The sequence below is a fragment of the Xanthobacteraceae bacterium genome (genome assembly GCA_019454205.1).
Taxonomy (GTDB): domain Bacteria; phylum Pseudomonadota; class Alphaproteobacteria; order Rhizobiales; family Xanthobacteraceae.
This window is the reverse complement of the sequence record CP075369.1, coordinates 1,976,775-1,994,008: the sequence shown is the minus strand read 5'-3', so window position 1 is coordinate 1,994,008 and position 17,234 is coordinate 1,976,775. Positions and strand designations below refer to the sequence as shown.

The 17,234-nt window shown below is 62.2% G+C and carries 19 protein-coding genes and 1 pseudogene; 13 read left to right on the top strand and 7 right to left on the bottom strand.

Features of this window, described 5'->3' with window-relative positions; all coding sequences use genetic code 11:
- Nucleotide 1: 1 nt before the first annotated feature.
- Both KF794_10045 and KF794_10040 read right to left on the bottom strand, forming a co-directional pair.
- Entirely contained in the window at nt 2–571 is a 570-nt protein-coding gene (locus KF794_10045; GenBank protein ID QYK44132.1) for an ABC transporter substrate-binding protein, read from the bottom strand.
- A complete protein-coding gene (locus KF794_10040) occupies nt 571–810 on the bottom strand; it encodes an Lrp/AsnC ligand binding domain-containing protein (GenBank protein ID QYK44131.1) in 240 nt (79 codons plus the stop codon). Before KF794_10040 ends, KF794_10045 begins: the two co-directional genes overlap by 1 nt.
- 145 nt (nt 811–955) lie before the next feature.
- On the opposite strand from KF794_10040, the gene thiD reads away from it, so the two are divergent.
- Nucleotides 956–1,771, top strand: a complete 816-nt coding sequence (gene thiD / locus KF794_10035) for a bifunctional hydroxymethylpyrimidine kinase/phosphomethylpyrimidine kinase (protein ID QYK44130.1) — start codon at nt 956–958, stop codon at nt 1,769–1,771.
- 17 nt (nt 1,772–1,788) lie between these two features.
- Here thiD and KF794_10030 read toward each other — a convergent pair whose 3' ends face one another.
- On the bottom strand, nt 1,789–3,135 hold the full coding sequence (locus KF794_10030; protein QYK44129.1) for a carbohydrate porin: 1,347 nt from the start codon (nt 3,133–3,135) through the stop codon (nt 1,789–1,791).
- 193 nt (nt 3,136–3,328) lie between these two features.
- On the opposite strand from KF794_10030, the gene KF794_10025 reads away from it, so the two are divergent.
- A complete protein-coding gene (locus KF794_10025; protein QYK44128.1) occupies nt 3,329–4,204 on the top strand; it encodes a transporter in 876 nt (291 codons plus the stop codon).
- Nucleotides 4,205–4,239: 35 nt separating this feature from the next.
- Here the strand turns inward: KF794_10025 and KF794_10020 are convergent, their stop codons facing one another.
- Nucleotides 4,240–5,088: a fumarylacetoacetate hydrolase family protein gene (locus KF794_10020; protein QYK44127.1), complete on the bottom strand. Its 849-nt coding sequence runs from the start codon at nt 5,086–5,088 to the stop codon at nt 4,240–4,242.
- A gap of 35 nt (nt 5,089–5,123) precedes the next feature.
- On the bottom strand, nt 5,124–5,900 hold the full coding sequence (locus KF794_10015; GenBank protein ID QYK44126.1) for an MgtC/SapB family protein: 777 nt from the start codon (nt 5,898–5,900) through the stop codon (nt 5,124–5,126).
- An 85-nt stretch (nt 5,901–5,985) separates the two neighbouring features.
- Here KF794_10015 and ppa point away from each other — a divergent pair, with 85 nt between their 5' ends.
- The 6 genes from ppa to KF794_09985 all read left to right on the top strand — a co-directional run bounded on the left by ppa (nt 5,986) and on the right by KF794_09985 (nt 10,613).
- Nucleotides 5,986–6,516 (top strand): inorganic diphosphatase, encoded by a 531-nt coding sequence (gene ppa, locus KF794_10010; GenBank protein ID QYK44125.1) that lies wholly within the window; start codon nt 5,986–5,988, stop codon nt 6,514–6,516.
- 24 nt (nt 6,517–6,540) lie between these two features.
- On the top strand, nt 6,541–7,179 hold the full coding sequence (locus KF794_10005; GenBank protein ID QYK44124.1) for a LysE family translocator: 639 nt from the start codon (nt 6,541–6,543) through the stop codon (nt 7,177–7,179).
- A gap of 68 nt (nt 7,180–7,247) precedes the next feature.
- Complete coding sequence (locus KF794_10000) at nt 7,248–8,081, top strand: UDP-2,3-diacylglucosamine diphosphatase (GenBank protein ID QYK44123.1); 834 nt, start codon at nt 7,248–7,250, stop codon at nt 8,079–8,081.
- Nucleotides 8,082–9,119, top strand: a complete 1,038-nt coding sequence (locus KF794_09995; protein ID QYK44122.1) for a glycosyltransferase family 1 protein — start codon at nt 8,082–8,084, stop codon at nt 9,117–9,119.
- A gap of 33 nt (nt 9,120–9,152) precedes the next feature.
- Nucleotides 9,153–10,151, top strand: a complete 999-nt coding sequence (locus KF794_09990) for a threonine/serine dehydratase (protein QYK44121.1) — start codon at nt 9,153–9,155, stop codon at nt 10,149–10,151.
- A 66-nt stretch (nt 10,152–10,217) separates the two neighbouring features.
- Nucleotides 10,218–10,613, top strand: a complete 396-nt coding sequence (locus KF794_09985; GenBank protein QYK44120.1) for a DUF4189 domain-containing protein — start codon at nt 10,218–10,220, stop codon at nt 10,611–10,613.
- Between the two features lie 7 nt (nt 10,614–10,620).
- Here the strand turns inward: KF794_09985 and KF794_09980 are convergent, their stop codons facing one another.
- A complete protein-coding gene (locus KF794_09980; GenBank protein QYK44119.1) occupies nt 10,621–11,460 on the bottom strand; it encodes a protein phosphatase CheZ in 840 nt (279 codons plus the stop codon).
- 73 nt (nt 11,461–11,533) lie between these two features.
- On the opposite strand from KF794_09980, the gene KF794_09975 reads away from it, so the two are divergent.
- A complete protein-coding gene (locus KF794_09975; GenBank protein QYK44118.1) occupies nt 11,534–12,709 on the top strand; it encodes an MFS transporter in 1,176 nt (391 codons plus the stop codon).
- Here KF794_09975 and KF794_09970 read toward each other — a convergent pair.
- A complete protein-coding gene (locus KF794_09970; GenBank protein QYK44117.1) occupies nt 12,679–13,659 on the bottom strand; it encodes a dipeptide epimerase in 981 nt (326 codons plus the stop codon). The genes KF794_09975 and KF794_09970 overlap by 31 nt on opposite strands.
- A gap of 106 nt (nt 13,660–13,765) precedes the next feature.
- Here KF794_09970 and KF794_09965 point away from each other — a divergent pair.
- From KF794_09965 to KF794_09950, 4 genes and pseudogenes are all read left to right on the top strand, one after another.
- Nucleotides 13,766–14,917, top strand: a pseudogene (locus KF794_09965) (MlaE family lipid ABC transporter permease subunit).
- Between the two features lie 32 nt (nt 14,918–14,949).
- Entirely contained in the window at nt 14,950–15,744 is a 795-nt protein-coding gene (locus tag KF794_09960; GenBank protein QYK46663.1) for an ABC transporter ATP-binding protein, read from the top strand.
- Nucleotides 15,745–15,754: 10 nt separating this feature from the next.
- A complete protein-coding gene (locus tag KF794_09955) occupies nt 15,755–16,537 on the top strand; it encodes an MCE family protein (GenBank protein QYK44116.1) in 783 nt (260 codons plus the stop codon).
- Nucleotides 16,538–16,548: 11 nt separating this feature from the next.
- Entirely contained in the window at nt 16,549–17,196 is a 648-nt protein-coding gene (locus KF794_09950) for a membrane integrity-associated transporter subunit PqiC (protein ID QYK44115.1), read from the top strand.
- The last annotated feature ends 38 nt before the right edge of the window (nt 17,197–17,234 follow it).

The following is a 17,234-nucleotide window of genomic DNA, read 5'->3' as shown; positions in this document are numbered from 1 at the left end:
GCTATCGTACCCGCTGCTGGAGATAGCTGGTCGCGGCGGAGAGTTCGCCGCCTGCCTGCTCGATCACGCGCGCGACGTCGGCGCGTTCGCCCGCGACGAGGCTGCGCCCGTCCACCACTACGTCCACGACGTGGAATTTTCCATCCGCGCCGCGCACGCGCCAGATCCAGGTGCGCTCGCCTTTCTCCGGCGAGATCACGCGGATGCCGACCAGCTTGTCGCCGCCCTGCGCATCGCGGTTGCCGATATGCGCGAGCGCAACACCTTGTTCGATGCCAAGCAGGCGCGAGCAGCCGGTAATCGTCGACTTCTCGAAAGCGGCGCGGAAAGCATTGCGCTCGGCGGGCGAAGCCTTGTTCCACGCATCGCCGGCGATGCTGCGTGCCATGCCGGTAATGTCATAAGACGAAGCAAGAATTTTCTGGCAGTGCTGCGCATGGTTCGCGCCGGGCGCGACTGCGTCCTGCGATGCTTCGAGCAGGCGATCGACGAAATCCTGCAACTCTTCCGTTTTCGCAGGCTGCACGAACAGCGCGAGCAGTGCGGCGGCGAGGAGTATGCGTAGCCGCATCAGCCGAAGGCTTTGAACGTGATGATGGTGCGGGTGTCCTGAATTCCGGGAACCACCTGCACTTTCTCGTTCACGAAGTGGCCGATATCGGTGCCTTCGTCCACGTAGAATTTTGCGAGCAGATCGAATTCGCCGGCGGTGGAGTAAATCTCGGAGGCGATCTCGGAGTCCGCGAGTGCGTTCGCGACCTCGTAGGATTTGCCGAGCTTACATTTGATCTGCACGAAGAACGGAATCATCCGGGCTGCTCCGGCTGCTGCACTGGTTTCGCTGTTTCTGGCACGTTTGCAGCGTCCCCCGCAACAATGCGCCGCGTCACGCCGGGTCTTGAAGCGTTTGGCCGCCTCCCATAGTTTCGCTGGCGTAAACGGGAGCGGTGCGTTCATGATTCCCATCGCGGTCACGATTGCCGGTTCTGATTCCGGCGGCGGCGCCGGTATTCAGGCCGACCTCAAAACCTTCTCGGCGCTCGGCGTCTATGGTGCGACCGTGATCGCGGCGCTTACCGCGCAGAACACGAAGGGCGTGACCGGCATCCATGATGTCCCGCCGGAATTCGTCACCGCGCAATTCGACGCGGTCTATTCCGATCTGAAAGTTTCCGCGACCAAGATCGGCATGTTGTCGCGTCCTGCGACCATCGAAGCGGTTGCCGCGGGTCTGCTGCGCCATAAGGCGCGCAATGTCGTGCTCGACCCGGTAATGGTCGCGGCTTCGGGCGACCGGCTGCTGGTGCCGGAAGCAATCGCGACGATCAAGAAGTCGCTGTTTCCGCTCGCAATGCTGATCACGCCGAACCTTGCCGAGGCAGCAGCGCTGCTCGACCGGCCGCTTGCGACGAACGAGAGCGAAATGGCGGGACAGGGCGAGGCGCTGCTTGCGCTGGGCGCAAAAGCAGTGCTGGTGAAAGGTGGTCATGCCGAAACAAAGCACGCGGTCGATGTGCTGATCGAACCTTCCGGCGTGCGGCGTTTCACGGCGGAGCGGATTGTTACTCCGCATAACCACGGCACCGGGTGTACGCTTTCATCGGCGATTGCCGCCGGTCTTGCGAAAGGGCTGGTGCTGCACGACGCCATCGCGGCAGCGAAAAACTACATTACCGGCGCGTTACAGGCGGGCATCAATCTGGGCATTGGTCACGGGCGCGGGCCGGTGCATCACTTCCACCAGCTATGGCGAAAGCTCGGCAATAGCTGAGCGCGCGATAAGCCGCGTCAGAAGTTTACCGTACTGCGTGCGCCGAATATCGCGCCGTTCCTGATCGGCTGACCAGGTACGGCCGGGTTCGGAATATTTCCGCCGGAGTGAATGAGATATTGCGCGAACGGCTGAAGCGCCCATCCGGAGCGCACGAGATACGTATAGTTCGCTTCCATTATCATTTCGTAATCGTGCACGGGACGGGGGATGCCCGTGAACAGGATTGTGTCGAGATCGAATCCTTTCACCGGCTCCGAAAACTTTGCATAGATAAAGCCCGTGCTGATCTTGTCGTCAGGGCGGGCGCTGTTGAAGCCGGAGAAGATCAACCCGCCATCGAGATAGAAGTCGACGACGCTACGATTCGAAGGGCTGACCGAAATGCGGCTGAACAATCCAATCCCGCTATCGGTGCCGCCACCTTTCGGCCGGTATATCTGTTGGTCGATGATGCCATAGAGGCCGCTGGTGCCGCGTAGCTGTCGCGGTACGCCGGAGCCGAGCGGATTGGCGAGCGGCAAGCCGAGCGTATCGAAACGCGCGTCGTTGATCTTGCCGAAATAATGCCAGCCGCCGATGCGCACGATGCCTGCGAGCACGCGCGAGTCTTTCTCTTGATTGTAGCGGTACTGCACTTCTCCCATGACAAGGGGAGGGTCTTTCAACGGGAAGTTCGTGCCGGTGCGATTGACGGTGCCCTGTTGTCCAGGGTCGCCGTTGAACACGGCAAACAGCGCGGTCCAGTTTGGGTTTGGATCGAACCTGAAGCGGATACCCGGCGCAGCAAGCGGATATGCCGGGCCGCCGGAGGGAAGGTTGGCGGTGGTAATCGCCGGCCAGTCGCTTGTGACCAGCGGAAGGCTGTAACTGCTGATGAAGAATTCAGAGTCTGCTGCTAGCTGGCCGAAGCGGATGCTGAAACGATCCTCGAAGAGTTTCTTCTCCAGCCAGTATTCCTGCAAGCGCGTCGCCGGGATCGCTTCGATGTTGCTGATCGTCACCAGCCCGTTGAAATTCTCGTCGCGCATGCCGCGCGTGTGATGGAGCTGGAAGACGTTGACGTAAAAGCTCAGGCCGCTCCAGCCCGCGAGCTTTTCCAGATCGGCCGTTACCGAGGCTTCGAGCTTGCCTTCGTAAAGCGCGGTGCGGCGAAGGCCGCCCGTGACGTTGCCCATCACGGCATTGGTGTAGATCAGCGCATAGGCGAGGCCTCGTGCCTGCAGCGACTTTCGCTGCGCTTCGAGTGAAGTCCCGTCGGTAAGAGCGCCGATCGTGTCGAAGAAGTTTGTCTGCGCCTGCGCGCCGCACGGGGCGGCAAGGAGCGCGAAAACCAGCCCTGCTGCAATTCTGGTTCGGAACATTCGGTGCAGCTTTTCTGGCGGGCCTGTTGTGTCCGCAAGGGCGGCAATGGAGGGATTTAGAAGCGGCAAACCCTAATTGCCCTCTGTAACAAGGCAATTTCACGCACTCTGCAAATGCGAATTACTTGCAAATAGCGCCGGAATGGGGCATGTAGTTGCAAGTAATTCGCAAAAGCAAGAAAGGCGTGACGAAATGGGGAGCGGAGGTTGGATACGGGGAGGATTTCTGGCGGTCGTTGCAGCAGCAGGCGTGGACGCCGCCTATGCGCAGGAGAAGAGCCGGTACTGGCTGTTTAACCCCACACCGGTCGCGCAACTTCGCGAGATGACGACCGACCGTCCGGATACGACGGAAGTGCCGTTCACGATCGATGCCGGGCACGTTCAGGTCGAGTCGAGTGTATTTGCCTATACGCGCTCGTTTCGCGATCCGGCCGGTGAAATCACGCACGGGCGTGAGCTGGCATACGCAAATTTTCGCGTCGGCCTAACCAACGATCTGGAGCTATCGGTTGTTATACGGCCTTACGGGATGCTTCGCACGCGCGCGGCAGACGGCTCGCTGACGTCGCGCTCATCCGGGGCGGGCGGCACCGACATCCGGTTCAAATACAATATCTGGGGCAACGACACCTATAACGGCGTCGGCTCGACCGCGTTCGCGCTTTTGCCTTACATCACGGTTCCTTCCGACCGCAGTAATGGAATCAGCTCCGACAAGCTCGAAGGCGGACTGAATGCTTTCTACTCGATCAAGCTGAGCGAAAAATTCAATCTCGGCATCAATACCGGCATCGGCGCGATTCGGAATGCGGACGCAACCGGCTACACGACGGAATGGTTGTTCACCGCTTCGCTCGGTCAGGAGATCACCGAGAAGTTCGGTATCTACTACGAGTTCATCAGCCGCGTCGGGTTCAACGACCATCTGGGTGAAGCGCTGCTGGCCGGAAGCGGCATTACCTACAGGTTCAACAAGAACCTCCAACTCGATGCCGGAATCAATTTCGGCCTCACACATACCGCAGATCGCTTCAATCCGTGGGTAGGATTTTCCGCACGCTACTGACGAGGCAATAGCGTGCGGCGGAAGCGAGCGAGTCTTTAGCCTTTGAAAGGCACGACCTTTTGCTTCTGCTCGCCAAGGCCCTCGATACCGAGCGTCATCACGTCTCCGGCTTTCAGGAAGACCTGCGGTTTCATGCCCATGCCGACGCCCGGCGGGGTGCCTGTGGTGATGACGTCGCCCGGATCGAGCACCATGAATTTCGAAACGTAGGCGACGATAAAAGCGCAGGAGAAGATCATCGTCTTCGTGTTACCGGCCTGCATGCGCTTGCCGTTGACGTCGAGATACATGGCGAGCTTTTGCGGGTCCTTGATCTCGTCGGTGGTTACCAGCCATGGACCGAGCGGGCCGAAAGTTTCCGCGCATTTGCCTTTCAGCCACTGACCGGTGCCTTCAAGCTGGAAGGCGCGTTCGGAGACGTCATTACACACGCAATAACCCGCGATGTGTTTCACCGCGTCTTTCTCTTCGATGTTCTTCGCGCGCTTGCCTATGACGATGGCGATTTCGACTTCCCAGTCGAGCTTGGTGGAGCCTTTCGGAACCATCACGTTGTCGTTGGGGCCGCAAATCGAATTCGGCGTCTTGGAAAAGAGGATCGGTTCTTTCGGGATCGGCATGCCGGCTTCTGCCGCGTGGTCGGCGTAATTCAGGCCGACCGCGGGGAAGTTGCGCACGTTGCCGACCGGCGGGCCGAGCCGCGGCTTGCCGGGCACGACTTTCAGTTTCTCGATTTTCGCTTTCTTGATCTTGGCGATTGCGCCGGCGGCCAGTGTTTGCGGAGTGATATCGGGAACGATTTTCGAGAGGTCTCGCAGCTTGCCGTTCTTGTCGATCAGCCCCGGCTTCTCCTGCCCGGCCTTGCCGTAGCGGACGAGTTTCATGGTTCGCTCCCCTTAGTCTTTATGTTTGTTTGCTATCAGTCGCCCGCGGGCGAAATACGGAATTCGAGCACGTCTTTCTTCTCGCGAAGCGTGACGGCGAGGCGCTCCAGCGCGTTCTTTTCAATGGTCTGGATGGTCATGCGGTATTCGAAGGCCTTGCCGCCATCTTCCATCCGGTAATTTATGTTGGCAACCGAGAAGCCGTGCTCGTGCATCATCGCCCGCACCTTGTCCTCGGACATGACGCGCGCGCGGGGAAAGCGCAGGATGAAATGGGCATAGGCCTGCGTGGGCATCCAGCTTTCGATCCAGCGGAACACCTGCAATGTGCCGAGCACTGCGACTGTGCCGAGGATGGCCGGGAAGAAATAGCCGACGCCGTACAGGATGCCGAGCGCAGCGGTGATCCAGATCGAGGCCGCGGTGGTCAGGCCGCGCACCGTCAGCCCTTCCTTGAAAATCACGCCAGCGCCGAGAAAGCCGATGCCGGTCATGATGCCCTGCGCCATGCGCTGCGGATCGAGGATGGTATTGACGCCTGCGCCGCGCACCTCCGCGGGTAGCCAGTCCTGTGGATAGGCGGTGATCAGCATGAGCAGCGCGGATGCGAGCGAAACCAGCGCATGGGTGCGAAAACCGGCCGGGCGGCCCCGGAAGCTACGCTCCAGTCCGATCAGGCTGCCTGCGATCCATGCTGCGCCGAGGTAGCCAAGGATTTCGAGATAATGCGCGTTCGCGAGCAATGCTGCCTCGTATTTCTGAGGCAGTAGATAAAAGCAATTTCCGGTGGCCTGCAATGCGCGCTGCCGCATGAAACCGGGCGGCTACAGGTAGCCCATGCATGGCGCGAGCGCGTAGGCTTGGGACCGGCAGGGGATTTAGGCGAGGAGCGAACGCATGGATCTATCTCTCATTCCCGCGGGACGAAATCCGCCGAAGGACCTGCATGCGGTGATCGAGATTCCGCTTGGCGGGATTCCGGTCAAGTACGAAATCGACAAGAGTTCGGGCGCCTTGTTCGTCGACCGCTTCCTGCACACGGCGATGTTCTATCCCGGCAATTACGGCTTCATTCCGCAAACGTTGTCGATGGATGGCGATCCTTGCGACGTGCTCGTGGTCAGTCAGGTGCCGGTTGTCCCGACCTCGGTTATCCGGTGCCGTCCCGTGGGCGCGCTGATCATGGAAGACGAGGCGGGCGGTGACGAAAAGATTCTGGCCGTGCCGGTCGATGCGCTGCATCCGTTCTATCGCGACGTCCATAACTACAGCGACCTGCCGCCGATCATGTGCGAGCAGATTTCGCACTTTTTCCAGCACTACAAGGATCTCGAAAAGGGCAAGTGGGTGACGGTCGTGCGGTGGCTCGACGCAACGGGTGCGGAGGCGCTCATCACCGAAGCCATCGAGCGCGCCATGAAAAAATAGCACAGACCGGTCCCATAAAGCGGTATGGCGCCGGTCCCGGCGCTATGGCAGTTTCCCGCCGCCTTGCCCGAAAAACTCCTCGCCTTCACTTTGTTTTCGCTCGCTGGCGCGATCACGCCGGGACCGAACAACACCATCTCCACGCTCTCCGGGGCGACGTTCGGATTTCGCAGAACGTTGCCGCAGATGCTCGGCGTCAGCGTGGGCTACCCGTTGATGTTCGCGGCGCTCGGGCTTGGGTTCGGGCAGGTATTCGTGCTGGTGCCGTGGCTGCACGGCGCGATGCGTTATGCCGGAGCGGCATTCCTGTTCTATCTCGCATGGAAGCTGATCCGCGCGAACGCGCCGGAAGCGGCCGGCACGGCGCGTCCGGTCGGCTTCGTAGAGGCATTCTTCTTCCAGTGGCTGAACCCGAAGGCGTGGTCGATCGCGCTGGGTGCGCTGGCGGCGTTCACGTCGCCGGGTCTGGAAACGGGGGCGTTCCTGCGCGAGGTCGCGGTTTACACGGCAGTTTCAGTGCTGATCACGTTTCCGTCGCTTGTGCTGTGGTGCCTGTTCGGGGTCGCGATTGCGAGGCTGCTGAAAGACGAACGTAAGCGGCGCATCTTCAACTATTCGCTCGCCGCGGTGCTGGTGCTGTCGGTTGCTTTCCTCTTCGTCTGACCGAGGCCAGTTGCACGCTACGTCATTGAAACGTTACAGGAATCTCCTATTGCGGCGGCATGTTGCACATGCCCAATCCGATCCCGGTACGTCCCGTTACCGAGCCGGAAGATCCTCCGGCAAGCCGCAAATACCGCACGCTGTTCATCTCGGACGTGCATCTCGGCACGCGGGGCTGTCAGGCGCCGCTGTTTCTCGACTTCCTGCGCGACCACGACGCGGAGACGATCTATCTGGTCGGCGACATCGTAGACGGCTGGCGGATGCGCTCCTCGTGGTATTGGCCGCAGGCGCATAACGACGTGGTGCAGAAGCTGCTGCGCAAGGGCCGCAAGGGTACGCGCATCATCTATATCCCCGGCAATCACGACGAGTTCCTGCGCGAATATTACGGCACGCATTTCGGAGGCATCGAGGTGGTGGAAACCGCGGTGCACGAAAGCGCCAGCGGCAAGAAATACTTCGTGCTGCACGGCGATGTGTTCGACCTCGTCGTGCGCAATGCGCGCTGGCTCGCCTACTTCGGCGACTGGGCTTACGACTTCGCGATTTTCGCCAACCGCTATTTCAACTTCGTCCGCCGCAAGCTCGGCTTCCCGTACTGGTCGATTTCCAAATGGGCGAAGCAGAAGGTGAAGAACGCAGTCAACTTCATCGGTGAGTTCGAGCAGGCGGTCGCGATGGAAGCACGCAAGCAGAACGTCGATGGCGTGATCTGCGGCCATATCCACCACGCCGTGATCCGCGAGATGTACGGCCTGACCTACATGAATTGCGGCGACTGGGTGGAAAGCTGCACGGCGCTGGCCGAACATCACGACGGCACCTTCGAGCTGCTGCATGGCGCGCCGATGGCCGTCAAAGCCGTCCCGGTTCCCGTGCGCGTTCCGGCCGCGGCATAGATGAAAATCCTGATCGTCACCGACGCCTGGCACCCGCAGGTGAACGGCGTGGTGCGGTCGTTGACGGAAGTCGCGGGACAGCTCGGCGCGTTCGGCGCGCAAGCGGTGTTCCTGACACCGTCCGGTTTTGCGACGGTCGGAATGCCGACCTATCCCGACATCCGCCTCGCGTTGCCCGCGCCGTGGCAGGTTGCGCAGCGTATCGAGGCGGAGCGTCCCGACTTCATCCATATCGCGACCGAGGGGCCGCTCGGCATCCTCGCGCGGCGCTTTTGCATGAAACGCAGGCGGGCTTTCACGACCAGCTACCACACGCGATTTCCCGATTACGTCGCCGCGCGCCTGAAGTTCGGGAAGGGATGGATGGAACGGCTGATGCACCGCTTTCATGCGCCCGCGCGGGCGACGATGGTCTCTACGCCGACGCTGGAGAGAGAACTACGTGCGCTCGGCTACGAAAACCTCGCGCGCTGGCCGCGCGGCGTCGATACCGTGCTGTTCAATCCGCGGAAAGCGCGCAGGCTCGATTTGCCACGGCCGATCTTTCTCTACGCGGGCCGGATTGCAGTCGAAAAGAACCTCGAAGCATTTCTCTCACTCGACTTGCCCGGAACGAAAATGATTACGGGCGACGGCCCGGCGCGTGCGGAACTGGAAGCGAAATATCCGGACGCTCAATTCTACGGAACGCTCAAGGGCGAGCAACTGGCGGAGACTTATGCTTCCGCCGATGCTTTCGTGTTTCCGAGCCGCACCGATACGTTCGGCAACGTGATGCTGGAAGCGTTAGCCAGCGGCGTGCCGGTCGCGGCATTTCCGGTGCCGGGACCGCTCGATGTTATCGGCCGCGCGCCGGTCGGCGTGCTGGACCACGACCTGCGCAAAGCCGCGCTGAAGGCGCTCAATATTCCGCGCGCGGCCTGCCGGAACTTCGCGTTGCAGTTTTCATGGGCTGCGAGCGCGCGGATGTTCCTCTCCAACATTCTTGCTGCGAACGGCAGGTCTCCCTTGCCGGAAACGATGACCGCCGCGGCGTGACAACGCCTGCGCGCGGGCCTAGGTTCGCGCGCCATGAACGCTCCCGAACCCGCCATCGTTTTACCGACCGCCGCCGATGTCGAGGACGCCGCGGTGATGCTGGACGGCGTGGCGGTGCGCACGCCACTGCTGCGCTCCGATGCGCTCGATGCGGCGACCGGTGCGCGCGTATTCCTGAAGCCGGAAGTCCTGCAGCGCACCGGCTCGTTCAAGTTTCGCGGAGCGTATAACCGCATTGCGCGCCTGACCGCGGAAGAAAAGAAAGGCGGCGTGGTCGCGTTCTCGTCCGGCAATCATGCGCAGGGCGTGGCGCTGGCCGCGAAGCTCGCGGGCGTGCCCGCCGTGATCGTGATGCCTTCCGACGCGCCGAAGCTGAAACAGGAGCGCACAAAATCGCATGGGGCGCAGGTTGTCCTCTATGACCGGGCGACCGAGGACCGCGATGCGATTGCGCGCAAGCTGGCTGCCGAACGCGGTGCGGTCGTGGTGCCGCCGTTCGACGACCGCTTCGTGATCGCGGGGCAGGGCACCATCGGGTTCGAGATCGCGGAAGACCTCGCGAACCTTTCGCTGGAGCCGGAGATCGTAACCATGCCTGCGTCGGGTGGCGGGCTGGCGGCGGGGATTTCGCTCAGCATCAAGGCGCTGTACCGGCAAGCGCGGGTTATCACCGCCGAGCCGGAACTGTTCGACGATCATGCGCGCTCGTTCCGCTCCGGAAAACGCGAACGCAACGACCGGCTCACCGGCTCGATCTGCGACGCGCTCTTGATGGCCGATCCGGGCAGGGTGACATTTCCAATCACCAGCAAGCTCTGCGGCGAAGGCGTCGCGGCCAGCGACGACGAAGTGCTGGATGCGATGGCCTTCGCATTCCGGGAACTAAAGCTCGTGGTCGAGCCGGGCGGTGCGGTCGCGCTCGCCGCCGTGCTGAACGGAAAGATCGACGTGAAAGGCAAGGTCGTCGCGGTGGTGTTGTCCGGAGGCAACGTCGATCCGGCGATCTTCGCCCGCGCACTGGAACGTGCCTAGGCAATATTGCCCGGCGGCTTCGTTTTATGGTTGCATTGCATCCGTGACTGACGAGCGGAGCGCGCGATGCACCTGTCTTTCCGGAAACTACTTCTCACCCTGCTTTCGGTTTTTTTGTTCAGCGCCGTTTCGACGGCCGCGAATGCGCAGTTCGGCGCTTTCGCGGCGGCACAGGATGGCTCCTATGGCTGGTCGTCGAATTACAACAACGTCGACGATGCGCAGGACCGCGCCTTGAGCGAGTGCCGCAAGCACGCGCAGAATTGCCAGATCTTCCGCGTGTTCCAGAATGTCTGCGTGACACTGGCGCGAAACGAGCGGCAGGACCGCCCCTTCATCACCTGGGTTTCGGGCTATACGCGCGCCGAGCGCGAGCGGCGCGCCGTTGATGATTGCCGTAATCTCGGTGGAAGTGACTGCCGCGTGTTGCAGGATTTCTGCGTCGGCAACGCGAGCAACTAGACAGACATCAGGAGAACAGCGCGAGCCGTTCTTCCGTGCTGAGCTTTTCAATATCGCTGCCACTCGCGGCCGAGGACTTTGGTGCGGCGGGTGCTTCCGGTACGGATGAAGGCGCGTTTTCCTCGGTCCAGAACACGTCGTGGTTCTTGTCGATGGCGAGCAGTTCATCGACCTGATCCTGCATCAGGCCTTCGCCTTCGCGTGCGGGGCCATTCAGCAGCGCGTCCTTCGACGGCGATGTGGCGGTTTCGTTTTCGCTATCCGCCTGCCAGACCTTGACCAGCGAAACGATGCGCTCCTCCAGCAATTTCAGCGCGGTGCCGACTTTGCCGATGCGCTGGCCGGTGAGATCCTGAAACGCGCAGGCGGTGTAGATGTGCGTCGCCAGCCCGTCGAGCTGGTCGCAGATGTTGGCGTCGAAGTTCTGGAATCGCATCGTCTGCGAAATTTCGTTGATGCGCTCGCTGTCGGCCAGCACTTCGGCGATTGCCTGTCCGGTCGCCTCGATGATGTGTTGTAATTCCGCGCCGAGATCGCCGTCGCGCTGGCGGGCGGCATGAATCCCGGCAAGCTCCAGCTTCGTGCGCTCGATCACTTTCTGCATCTCGCCGAAGTCGGCGCGAAGGTCTGGTTTTTCCGGCGCGGCAACGGCAGGCGCAGTTTCCGCGCCGAGCACCGAGCGCTGCAATTTCTGGATCGCTTCGAGCACGAGCTTGGTGTCGGCGTTGCGGTTACGTTGCGCGTATTCCGCAAGGAACCAGCGGCCCCGCGCGGTCTCCATGACCGCGGCCTCGATGGTCTCGTAATCGGACTCGGTCAGGCTGACTGAGGTGGGCGGCAGAGGCATTTCGGTTCCGGATCGGCTAGAAGCGCGTCGCGCGCGGGAGCATGAACCGCGAATCTTTTACGAAAGGTGACTTTTGCCCGATTCCCACGGTTCTGCCACGTCTTCGGGCAAGGGCCGCGCGGCCGTCTCGCTGGCGCTGGCCTATGGCGCGCTGTTCACCGGACCCGGCTTCTATCTGCCGTTCTTCCCCGTGTTTCTGGCAAGCGCGGGCCTGTCTGCCGAGGTGATCAGTCTCATCATCGGTATCCCGATGGGGGTTCGGCTCGCAGCCAACCCGGTCGCCGGCATCCTGTCCGACCGGATCGGGCGGCCCCGGCGGTTCCTGATGATGCTCGGCACTTGCGCCGCCATCACCTTCATGGCGATGGCGCTGTTTCCCGGTCAGACCGCATTGATTGCGCTGGTCGCGCTCTCGACCGTGTTCTGGGGACCGATGTTTCCGCTGACCGATGCTTTCGCGGTGCGGCTCGCCCGCGAGCGCGGCATTGATTACGGGCGCGCGCGGCTCTGGGGTTCGATTGCCTTCATCGTTGCGAACCTCTCGCTCGGTGCGGCGCTGGAAGTGCTCGCGGTACAGTCGGTGGTCTGGTTCATCGCAGCGTCGCTCGCCGGCTACGCCATCGCGGTGATTTCGATGCCGCATCTCGAACAGCCGAGCCTCGCGGACCGCGCATCGGCTCCAAAGCTGCACCCCCGCGTGGTGACCGGGGTGATCGCCTGCGCCTTCGTGCAGTCGAGTCATGCGCTGCTCTACACCTTCGCTTCCGTGCACTGGGGCGCGCAGGGCATTTCCTCCACGATGATCGGGTTCCTGTGGGGCGTCGGCGTCGCAGCGGAAGTCGCGGTTTTCTATTTCGGCACGGCGGCGCTGAAGCGCTTTTCCGCCATCGGCCTCATCCTGATCGGCGGCGTCAGTTCGGTGATCCGCTTCGGGCTGACTGCGCTCGATCCGCCGCAGGCTTTGCTCATTCCGCTGATGATGCTGCACGCCTTCACGTTTGCCGCGACCTATCTCGGCATGGTGGCGATTGCGGGAACGAGTGCTGGCGCGGGCGCGCAGGGGCGCGCGCAGACATTCACTTCGACGGCGATCAGCATTGCTATGTTGCTGGCGACGCTGGCGGCGGGACCGATGTATGCGCGCTTCGGCGCCTATGCTTATTTCGGATCGGCGGTGCTGGCCCTGATCGGTTGCTTCGTTGCGCTGGCAGCGCTGCGTCAGCCCCAGACTTCCGGTGACGGCGGATAGACCAGCGAGCCTTCGTAGCGCAGCGATGGCGTGCGGTCGCGCTCCAGCAGTAACGGCCCATCGAGATCGACGAACTTCGCGCGCGCGGCGAGCAGCATCGCGGGCGCCATCGCAAGCGAAGTGGAAACCATGCAACCGAGCATCAGTGCGAAGCCGCGCTTCTCTGCTTCGTTCGCGACATATAGCGCTTCGGTGAAGCCGCCGGTCTTGTCGAGCTTGATGTTCAGCGCGTCGTATTTTCCGGTAACCGCATCGAAGCTGGTGCGGTCGTGGAAACTTTCATCCGCGCATACGGGAACGAGGCGCGGGATGGTGCGCAGGATTTCATCCTTGTCCGCGGGCAGGGGCTGTTCCACCAGCGCGACGTTTACTTCGGCGCATGCGCGCAAATTCGCTTCGATGTTCTGTTCGTTCCAGCCTTCGTTGGCGTCGGCAATCAGCACGGCATCGGGTACGGCGGCACGGATCGCTCGCAGCCGTTCGATGTCGCCTCCCGCACCGAGTTTCAGCTTCAGCACAGGGCGCTTCGCGCTATGCGCCGCAACCGCCATCGCTTCCGGCGTATCGAGGCTGAGCGTGAAGGCGGTGGTGACGGGCTTCGGTTCGGGCAAGCCCGCGAGAACATGGACCGGCTTCCCGGCCAGCTTCGCTTCCAGATCCCAGAGCGCGCAATCGAGCGCGTTCCGTGCTGCGCCCGGAGAAAGCGCTTCGGCCAGTTCCGCGCGGGTCAGGCCATCCTCGATGCCCATGCGGATGCCCATCAGGCTGCCGATGACGCGGGGAAGCGATTCGCCATAGCGGGCATAGGGCACGCATTCGCCCCGGCCGACGGCGGTTCCATCGTGGATTTCGGCCACCAGTAGGGCCGCCTCGGTCTTGGCCCCGCGGCTGATGGCAAAACGGCCCGCAATGGGCCAGTTTTCGGCGCGGATCTCGAGGCGGCGCGGCATAAATGTCACTTTCCGGGTGGATTTACCGGGGCCGGAAACGCCAGCCCTTTCCATGTGTTACCTTGTAAGCCTCCACTTCGGCCCCCGAAAGCGGGCGGCATTGCGCATGGAGTAACGATTGTCGGCGCAAGCGGTATCGCTCGATCGCATTGAAGAATCCGGCCGGCTCGTCTTCGCGGCAGCCGGACGCTGGACTTCCACGCGCGCGGCGGAAGCCGAAAGCCTCGTCGAGAAGGCGCTGCCGGGTGCGGCGCGTGCGCAGAACGTCGCGATCGACGCGAGCCGGATCGAGCAACTCGACACTTCGGGCGCGTGGCTGATGGAGCGGATGCGCCGCGACATCGAGCAACAAGGTGGCCGGGCGGAAATCGTCGGACTGGACCCGCGTTACAAAATCCTGCTCGACGAAGTGCAGCAGACCAACCGGAAGAAGGATGGCCACGAAGACGAGCACGACGCGGTGACCGATACGCTCGGCTTCGTTGGCGAGGCGACCGTTTCCACTATCCGCGACACCAAGGAATTCATCCGCTTCCTCGGCGTGGTCGTGGTTTCTTTCCTGCGGGTTGCGGCGAGGCCGTGGACATTCCGCTTCACGTCGGTCGTGCACCAGATCGACCGCGTGGGATTGCGCGCAATTCCCATCGTCGTGCTGATCCAGTTCCTGATCGGATGCATTCTCGCGCAGCAGGGCATTTTCCATTTCCGCAAGTTCGGTGCGGAAACCTTCGTGGTCGACATGGTCGGCATATTGGTCTTGCGCGAAGTCGGCGTGCTGATCACCTCGATCATGCTCGCGGGCCGTTCGGGAAGCGCCTATACCGCCGAACTCGGCTCGATGAAGATGCGCGAGGAAATCGACGCGCTGCGCGTGATGGGCCGCGATCCGGTCGAGGTGCTGATCCTGCCGCGCATGGTCGCGCTGATCGTCGCGCTGCCGCTGCTTACCTTCATCGGCAGCATGGCGGCGCTGTTCGGTGGCGGACTGGTGACTGCACTCTACGGCGGGTTCAGCCCGGAAATCTTCCTCGAACGCCTGCGCGACGCAATTTCGTGGCAGACGTTCTGGGTCGGCATGATCAAGGCGCCGTTCATGGCAGCCGTCATCGGCCTGATCGCCTGCGTGGAGGGCTTGCGCGTCAGCGGCAGCGCGGAGTCGCTCGGCGAGCACACCACCGCTTCGGTGGTGAAGGCGATCTTCCTCGTCATCGTGCTCGACGGTTTCTTTGCGATGTTCTTCGCAGGCATCGGGTGGTGAGCATGGCGGATGTCGCGCATGTCACCGGCAACATGCAGAATCGCAACGTGAAGGCGGGCCGCGAGGCGGTGATCCGCGTGCGCGACGTGCATGTGTCGTTCGGCGACAATCCGATACTGAAGGGTCTCGATCTCGACGTATACCGCGGCGAAATTCTCGGCTTCGTCGGTGCGTCGGGCGGCGGCAAGTCCGTGCTGATGCGCACCATTATCGGTCTCGTCCAGAAGCAGTCCGGCATGATCGAGGTGTTCGGGCAGGACCTCGACGCGATCAGCGAGGAGCAGCGTCAGGCCATCGAACGGCGCTGGGGCGTGCTGTTCCAGCATGGCGCGCTATTTTCCTCGCTGACGGTGCGCCAGAATGTCCAGTTCCCGCTGCGCGAATACCTGAAGCTGTCCGACCGGCTGATGGACGAAATCGCGGTCGCCAAGCTGGAAATGGTGGGCCTCCCGGCCTCGGTCGTGGACAAGTACCCGTCCCAGCTTTCCGGCGGCATGATCAAGCGCGCGGCGCTAGCCCGCGCCCTCGTGCTGGACCCCGAAATCGTGTTTCTGGACGAGCCGACTTCAGGCTTGGACCCCATTTCCGCGGGCGATTTCGACGAACTGATCGCCGCGCTCCAGCAGACTTTGGGGCTGACCGTTTACATGGTAACCCACGACCTCGACAGCCTTCATACGGTCTGTAATCGGGTCGCGGCTCTGGCCGACGGGAAGATTATTGCCGAAGGCCCCATTGAGGCCATGCTTGCATCGGACCACCCCTGGTTGAAGTCCTATTTCCACGGGAAACGGGCATCCAGCCGCATGAACGGCAAGAAGGGCTAGACGGGCGAAAATGGAAACGCGCGCCAACTATGTGACGATCGGCATTTTCACGCTCGCCGTGATCGTCGGCATTTTTGCGTTCGTCTGGTGGTTCCAGCGGCTCGGCACCGGCGAAGAGCAGGTCGAGTACGAGATCTATTTCGAGAGTCCGGTTTCCGGCTTAAGGCAGGGCGCGGTCGTGAACTTCAATGGCATCCGCGTCGGCGACGTGAAGAATCTCGGCCTCGTCTTCAACGATCCGCAGGCGGTCATCGCCATCATTCAGGTGCGCAAGAGCACCCCGATCCGGACCGACACCAAGGTTTCGCTCGAATATCAGGGCCTCACCGGCATCGCGAATATCGCGCTCACGGGCGGCGCATCGAACGCGCCGATGCTGATGGAGCAGATGGCCGAGAAGGATAAGGGCAAGAAGCTGCCGCGCCTCGTCGCGGCCAAGACCACCGATGCCTTCACCGCCGCGACGCAGTTGATGACGCGCCTCAACGACTTGGTCGCCGCGAACGAAATGCGCTTCAATGAGATCACGACGAATCTCGCGGAAGTCTCGCGCATTCTGGCGCAGAGGGGCGACATGACGCTGACCGAAGTGCAGAACGCGGCCGAGGCGATCCGCAAGCTGGCGGACAGCGTGAACAACCAGACCGGGCCGGCGCTCAACGAATACCGCCAGCTGGCGTCGGATGCGCGCCGCGCAGTCAGCGAGATCGACCGCCTGATCCGGAATATCGAACGGAATCCGAGGCAATTTCTCTTTAACAACGGCGGAACCGTTCCGCAGTATAATCGCTAACAACAAAGTTCATGGGGCTGGTGCGTTTGTTCAAGTCGGTTCGAGATAACGCTGCGCGGATCGCGCTCTGCGTCTCGCTGGGGTTCGCCCTCGGCGGGTGCAGTGGCGGCGTCGTGGGCAGTCTGGTCGGCACCGGCAACAACCCGACGCCGACCTTCGACCTGACCGCCCCGCGCAACTTCGGGCGGCTGCCGCCGCGTGCGCGCGGCCTGCTGGCGGTCGATCAGCCGACCGCGCTGCAAATCCTCGACACCGAAAAGATCGTGGTCGCGCCGCAGCCGGGCGAGGTCGCCTATCTGCCCGACGCGCAATGGCTCGACCGGCTGCCGAAACTCTTGCAGGCGCGCATCGTGCAGGCCTTCGAGAACTCGACCCGCATCCGCGCCGTCGCCCGCACGCAAGATCGCGTGAACGCTGACTATCTGCTCGTCATCGACATCCGCCAGTTCGGACTGAGGGCGTATGAAGACAACACCGCCATCGTCGAGATGTCGGTGAAGATCGTCTACAACCGCGGCGGCCGCATCGCCGCAGGTACCGTGTTCGGCGCCAAGGTGAAGGCGAATAGCACAAGCGGTTCCGACGTGACGCTGGCGCTCGATCAGGCGTTGTCGCAGGTGATCGTTGAAATGGTGAAGTGGACTTCGCGGCGGATTTAATCGCCCGGCAATTTCTACGAACCCGAATAAAAAAGCCC

What these genes read in the sequence shown, in the direction of transcription:
- KF794_10045 (QYK44132.1), bottom strand. Translation starts at nt 571, where the DNA reads ATGCGGCTACGCATACTCCTCGCCGCCGCACTGCTCGCGCTGTTCGTG.
- KF794_10040 (QYK44131.1), bottom strand. Translation starts at nt 810, where the DNA reads ATGATTCCGTTCTTCGTGCAGATCAAATGTAAGCTCGGCAAATCCTAC.
- thiD (QYK44130.1), top strand. Translation starts at nt 956, where the DNA reads ATGATTCCCATCGCGGTCACGATTGCCGGTTCTGATTCCGGCGGCGGC.
- KF794_10030 (QYK44129.1), bottom strand. Translation starts at nt 3,135, where the DNA reads ATGTTCCGAACCAGAATTGCAGCAGGGCTGGTTTTCGCGCTCCTTGCC.
- KF794_10025 (QYK44128.1), top strand. Translation starts at nt 3,329, where the DNA reads ATGGGGAGCGGAGGTTGGATACGGGGAGGATTTCTGGCGGTCGTTGCA.
- KF794_10020 (QYK44127.1), bottom strand. Translation starts at nt 5,088, where the DNA reads ATGAAACTCGTCCGCTACGGCAAGGCCGGGCAGGAGAAGCCGGGGCTG.
- KF794_10015 (QYK44126.1), bottom strand. Translation starts at nt 5,900, where the DNA reads ATGCGGCAGCGCGCATTGCAGGCCACCGGAAATTGCTTTTATCTACTG.
- ppa (QYK44125.1), top strand. Translation starts at nt 5,986, where the DNA reads ATGGATCTATCTCTCATTCCCGCGGGACGAAATCCGCCGAAGGACCTG.
- KF794_10005 (QYK44124.1), top strand. Translation starts at nt 6,541, where the DNA reads ATGGCGCCGGTCCCGGCGCTATGGCAGTTTCCCGCCGCCTTGCCCGAA.
- KF794_10000 (QYK44123.1), top strand. Translation starts at nt 7,248, where the DNA reads ATGCCCAATCCGATCCCGGTACGTCCCGTTACCGAGCCGGAAGATCCT.
- KF794_09995 (QYK44122.1), top strand. Translation starts at nt 8,082, where the DNA reads ATGAAAATCCTGATCGTCACCGACGCCTGGCACCCGCAGGTGAACGGC.
- KF794_09990 (QYK44121.1), top strand. Translation starts at nt 9,153, where the DNA reads ATGAACGCTCCCGAACCCGCCATCGTTTTACCGACCGCCGCCGATGTC.
- KF794_09985 (QYK44120.1), top strand. Translation starts at nt 10,218, where the DNA reads ATGCACCTGTCTTTCCGGAAACTACTTCTCACCCTGCTTTCGGTTTTT.
- KF794_09980 (QYK44119.1), bottom strand. Translation starts at nt 11,460, where the DNA reads ATGCCTCTGCCGCCCACCTCAGTCAGCCTGACCGAGTCCGATTACGAG.
- KF794_09970 (QYK44117.1), bottom strand. Translation starts at nt 13,659, where the DNA reads ATGCCGCGCCGCCTCGAGATCCGCGCCGAAAACTGGCCCATTGCGGGC.
- KF794_09960 (QYK46663.1), top strand. Translation starts at nt 14,950, where the DNA reads ATGCAGAATCGCAACGTGAAGGCGGGCCGCGAGGCGGTGATCCGCGTG.
- KF794_09955 (QYK44116.1), top strand. Translation starts at nt 15,755, where the DNA reads ATGGAAACGCGCGCCAACTATGTGACGATCGGCATTTTCACGCTCGCC.
- KF794_09950 (QYK44115.1), top strand. Translation starts at nt 16,549, where the DNA reads ATGGGGCTGGTGCGTTTGTTCAAGTCGGTTCGAGATAACGCTGCGCGG.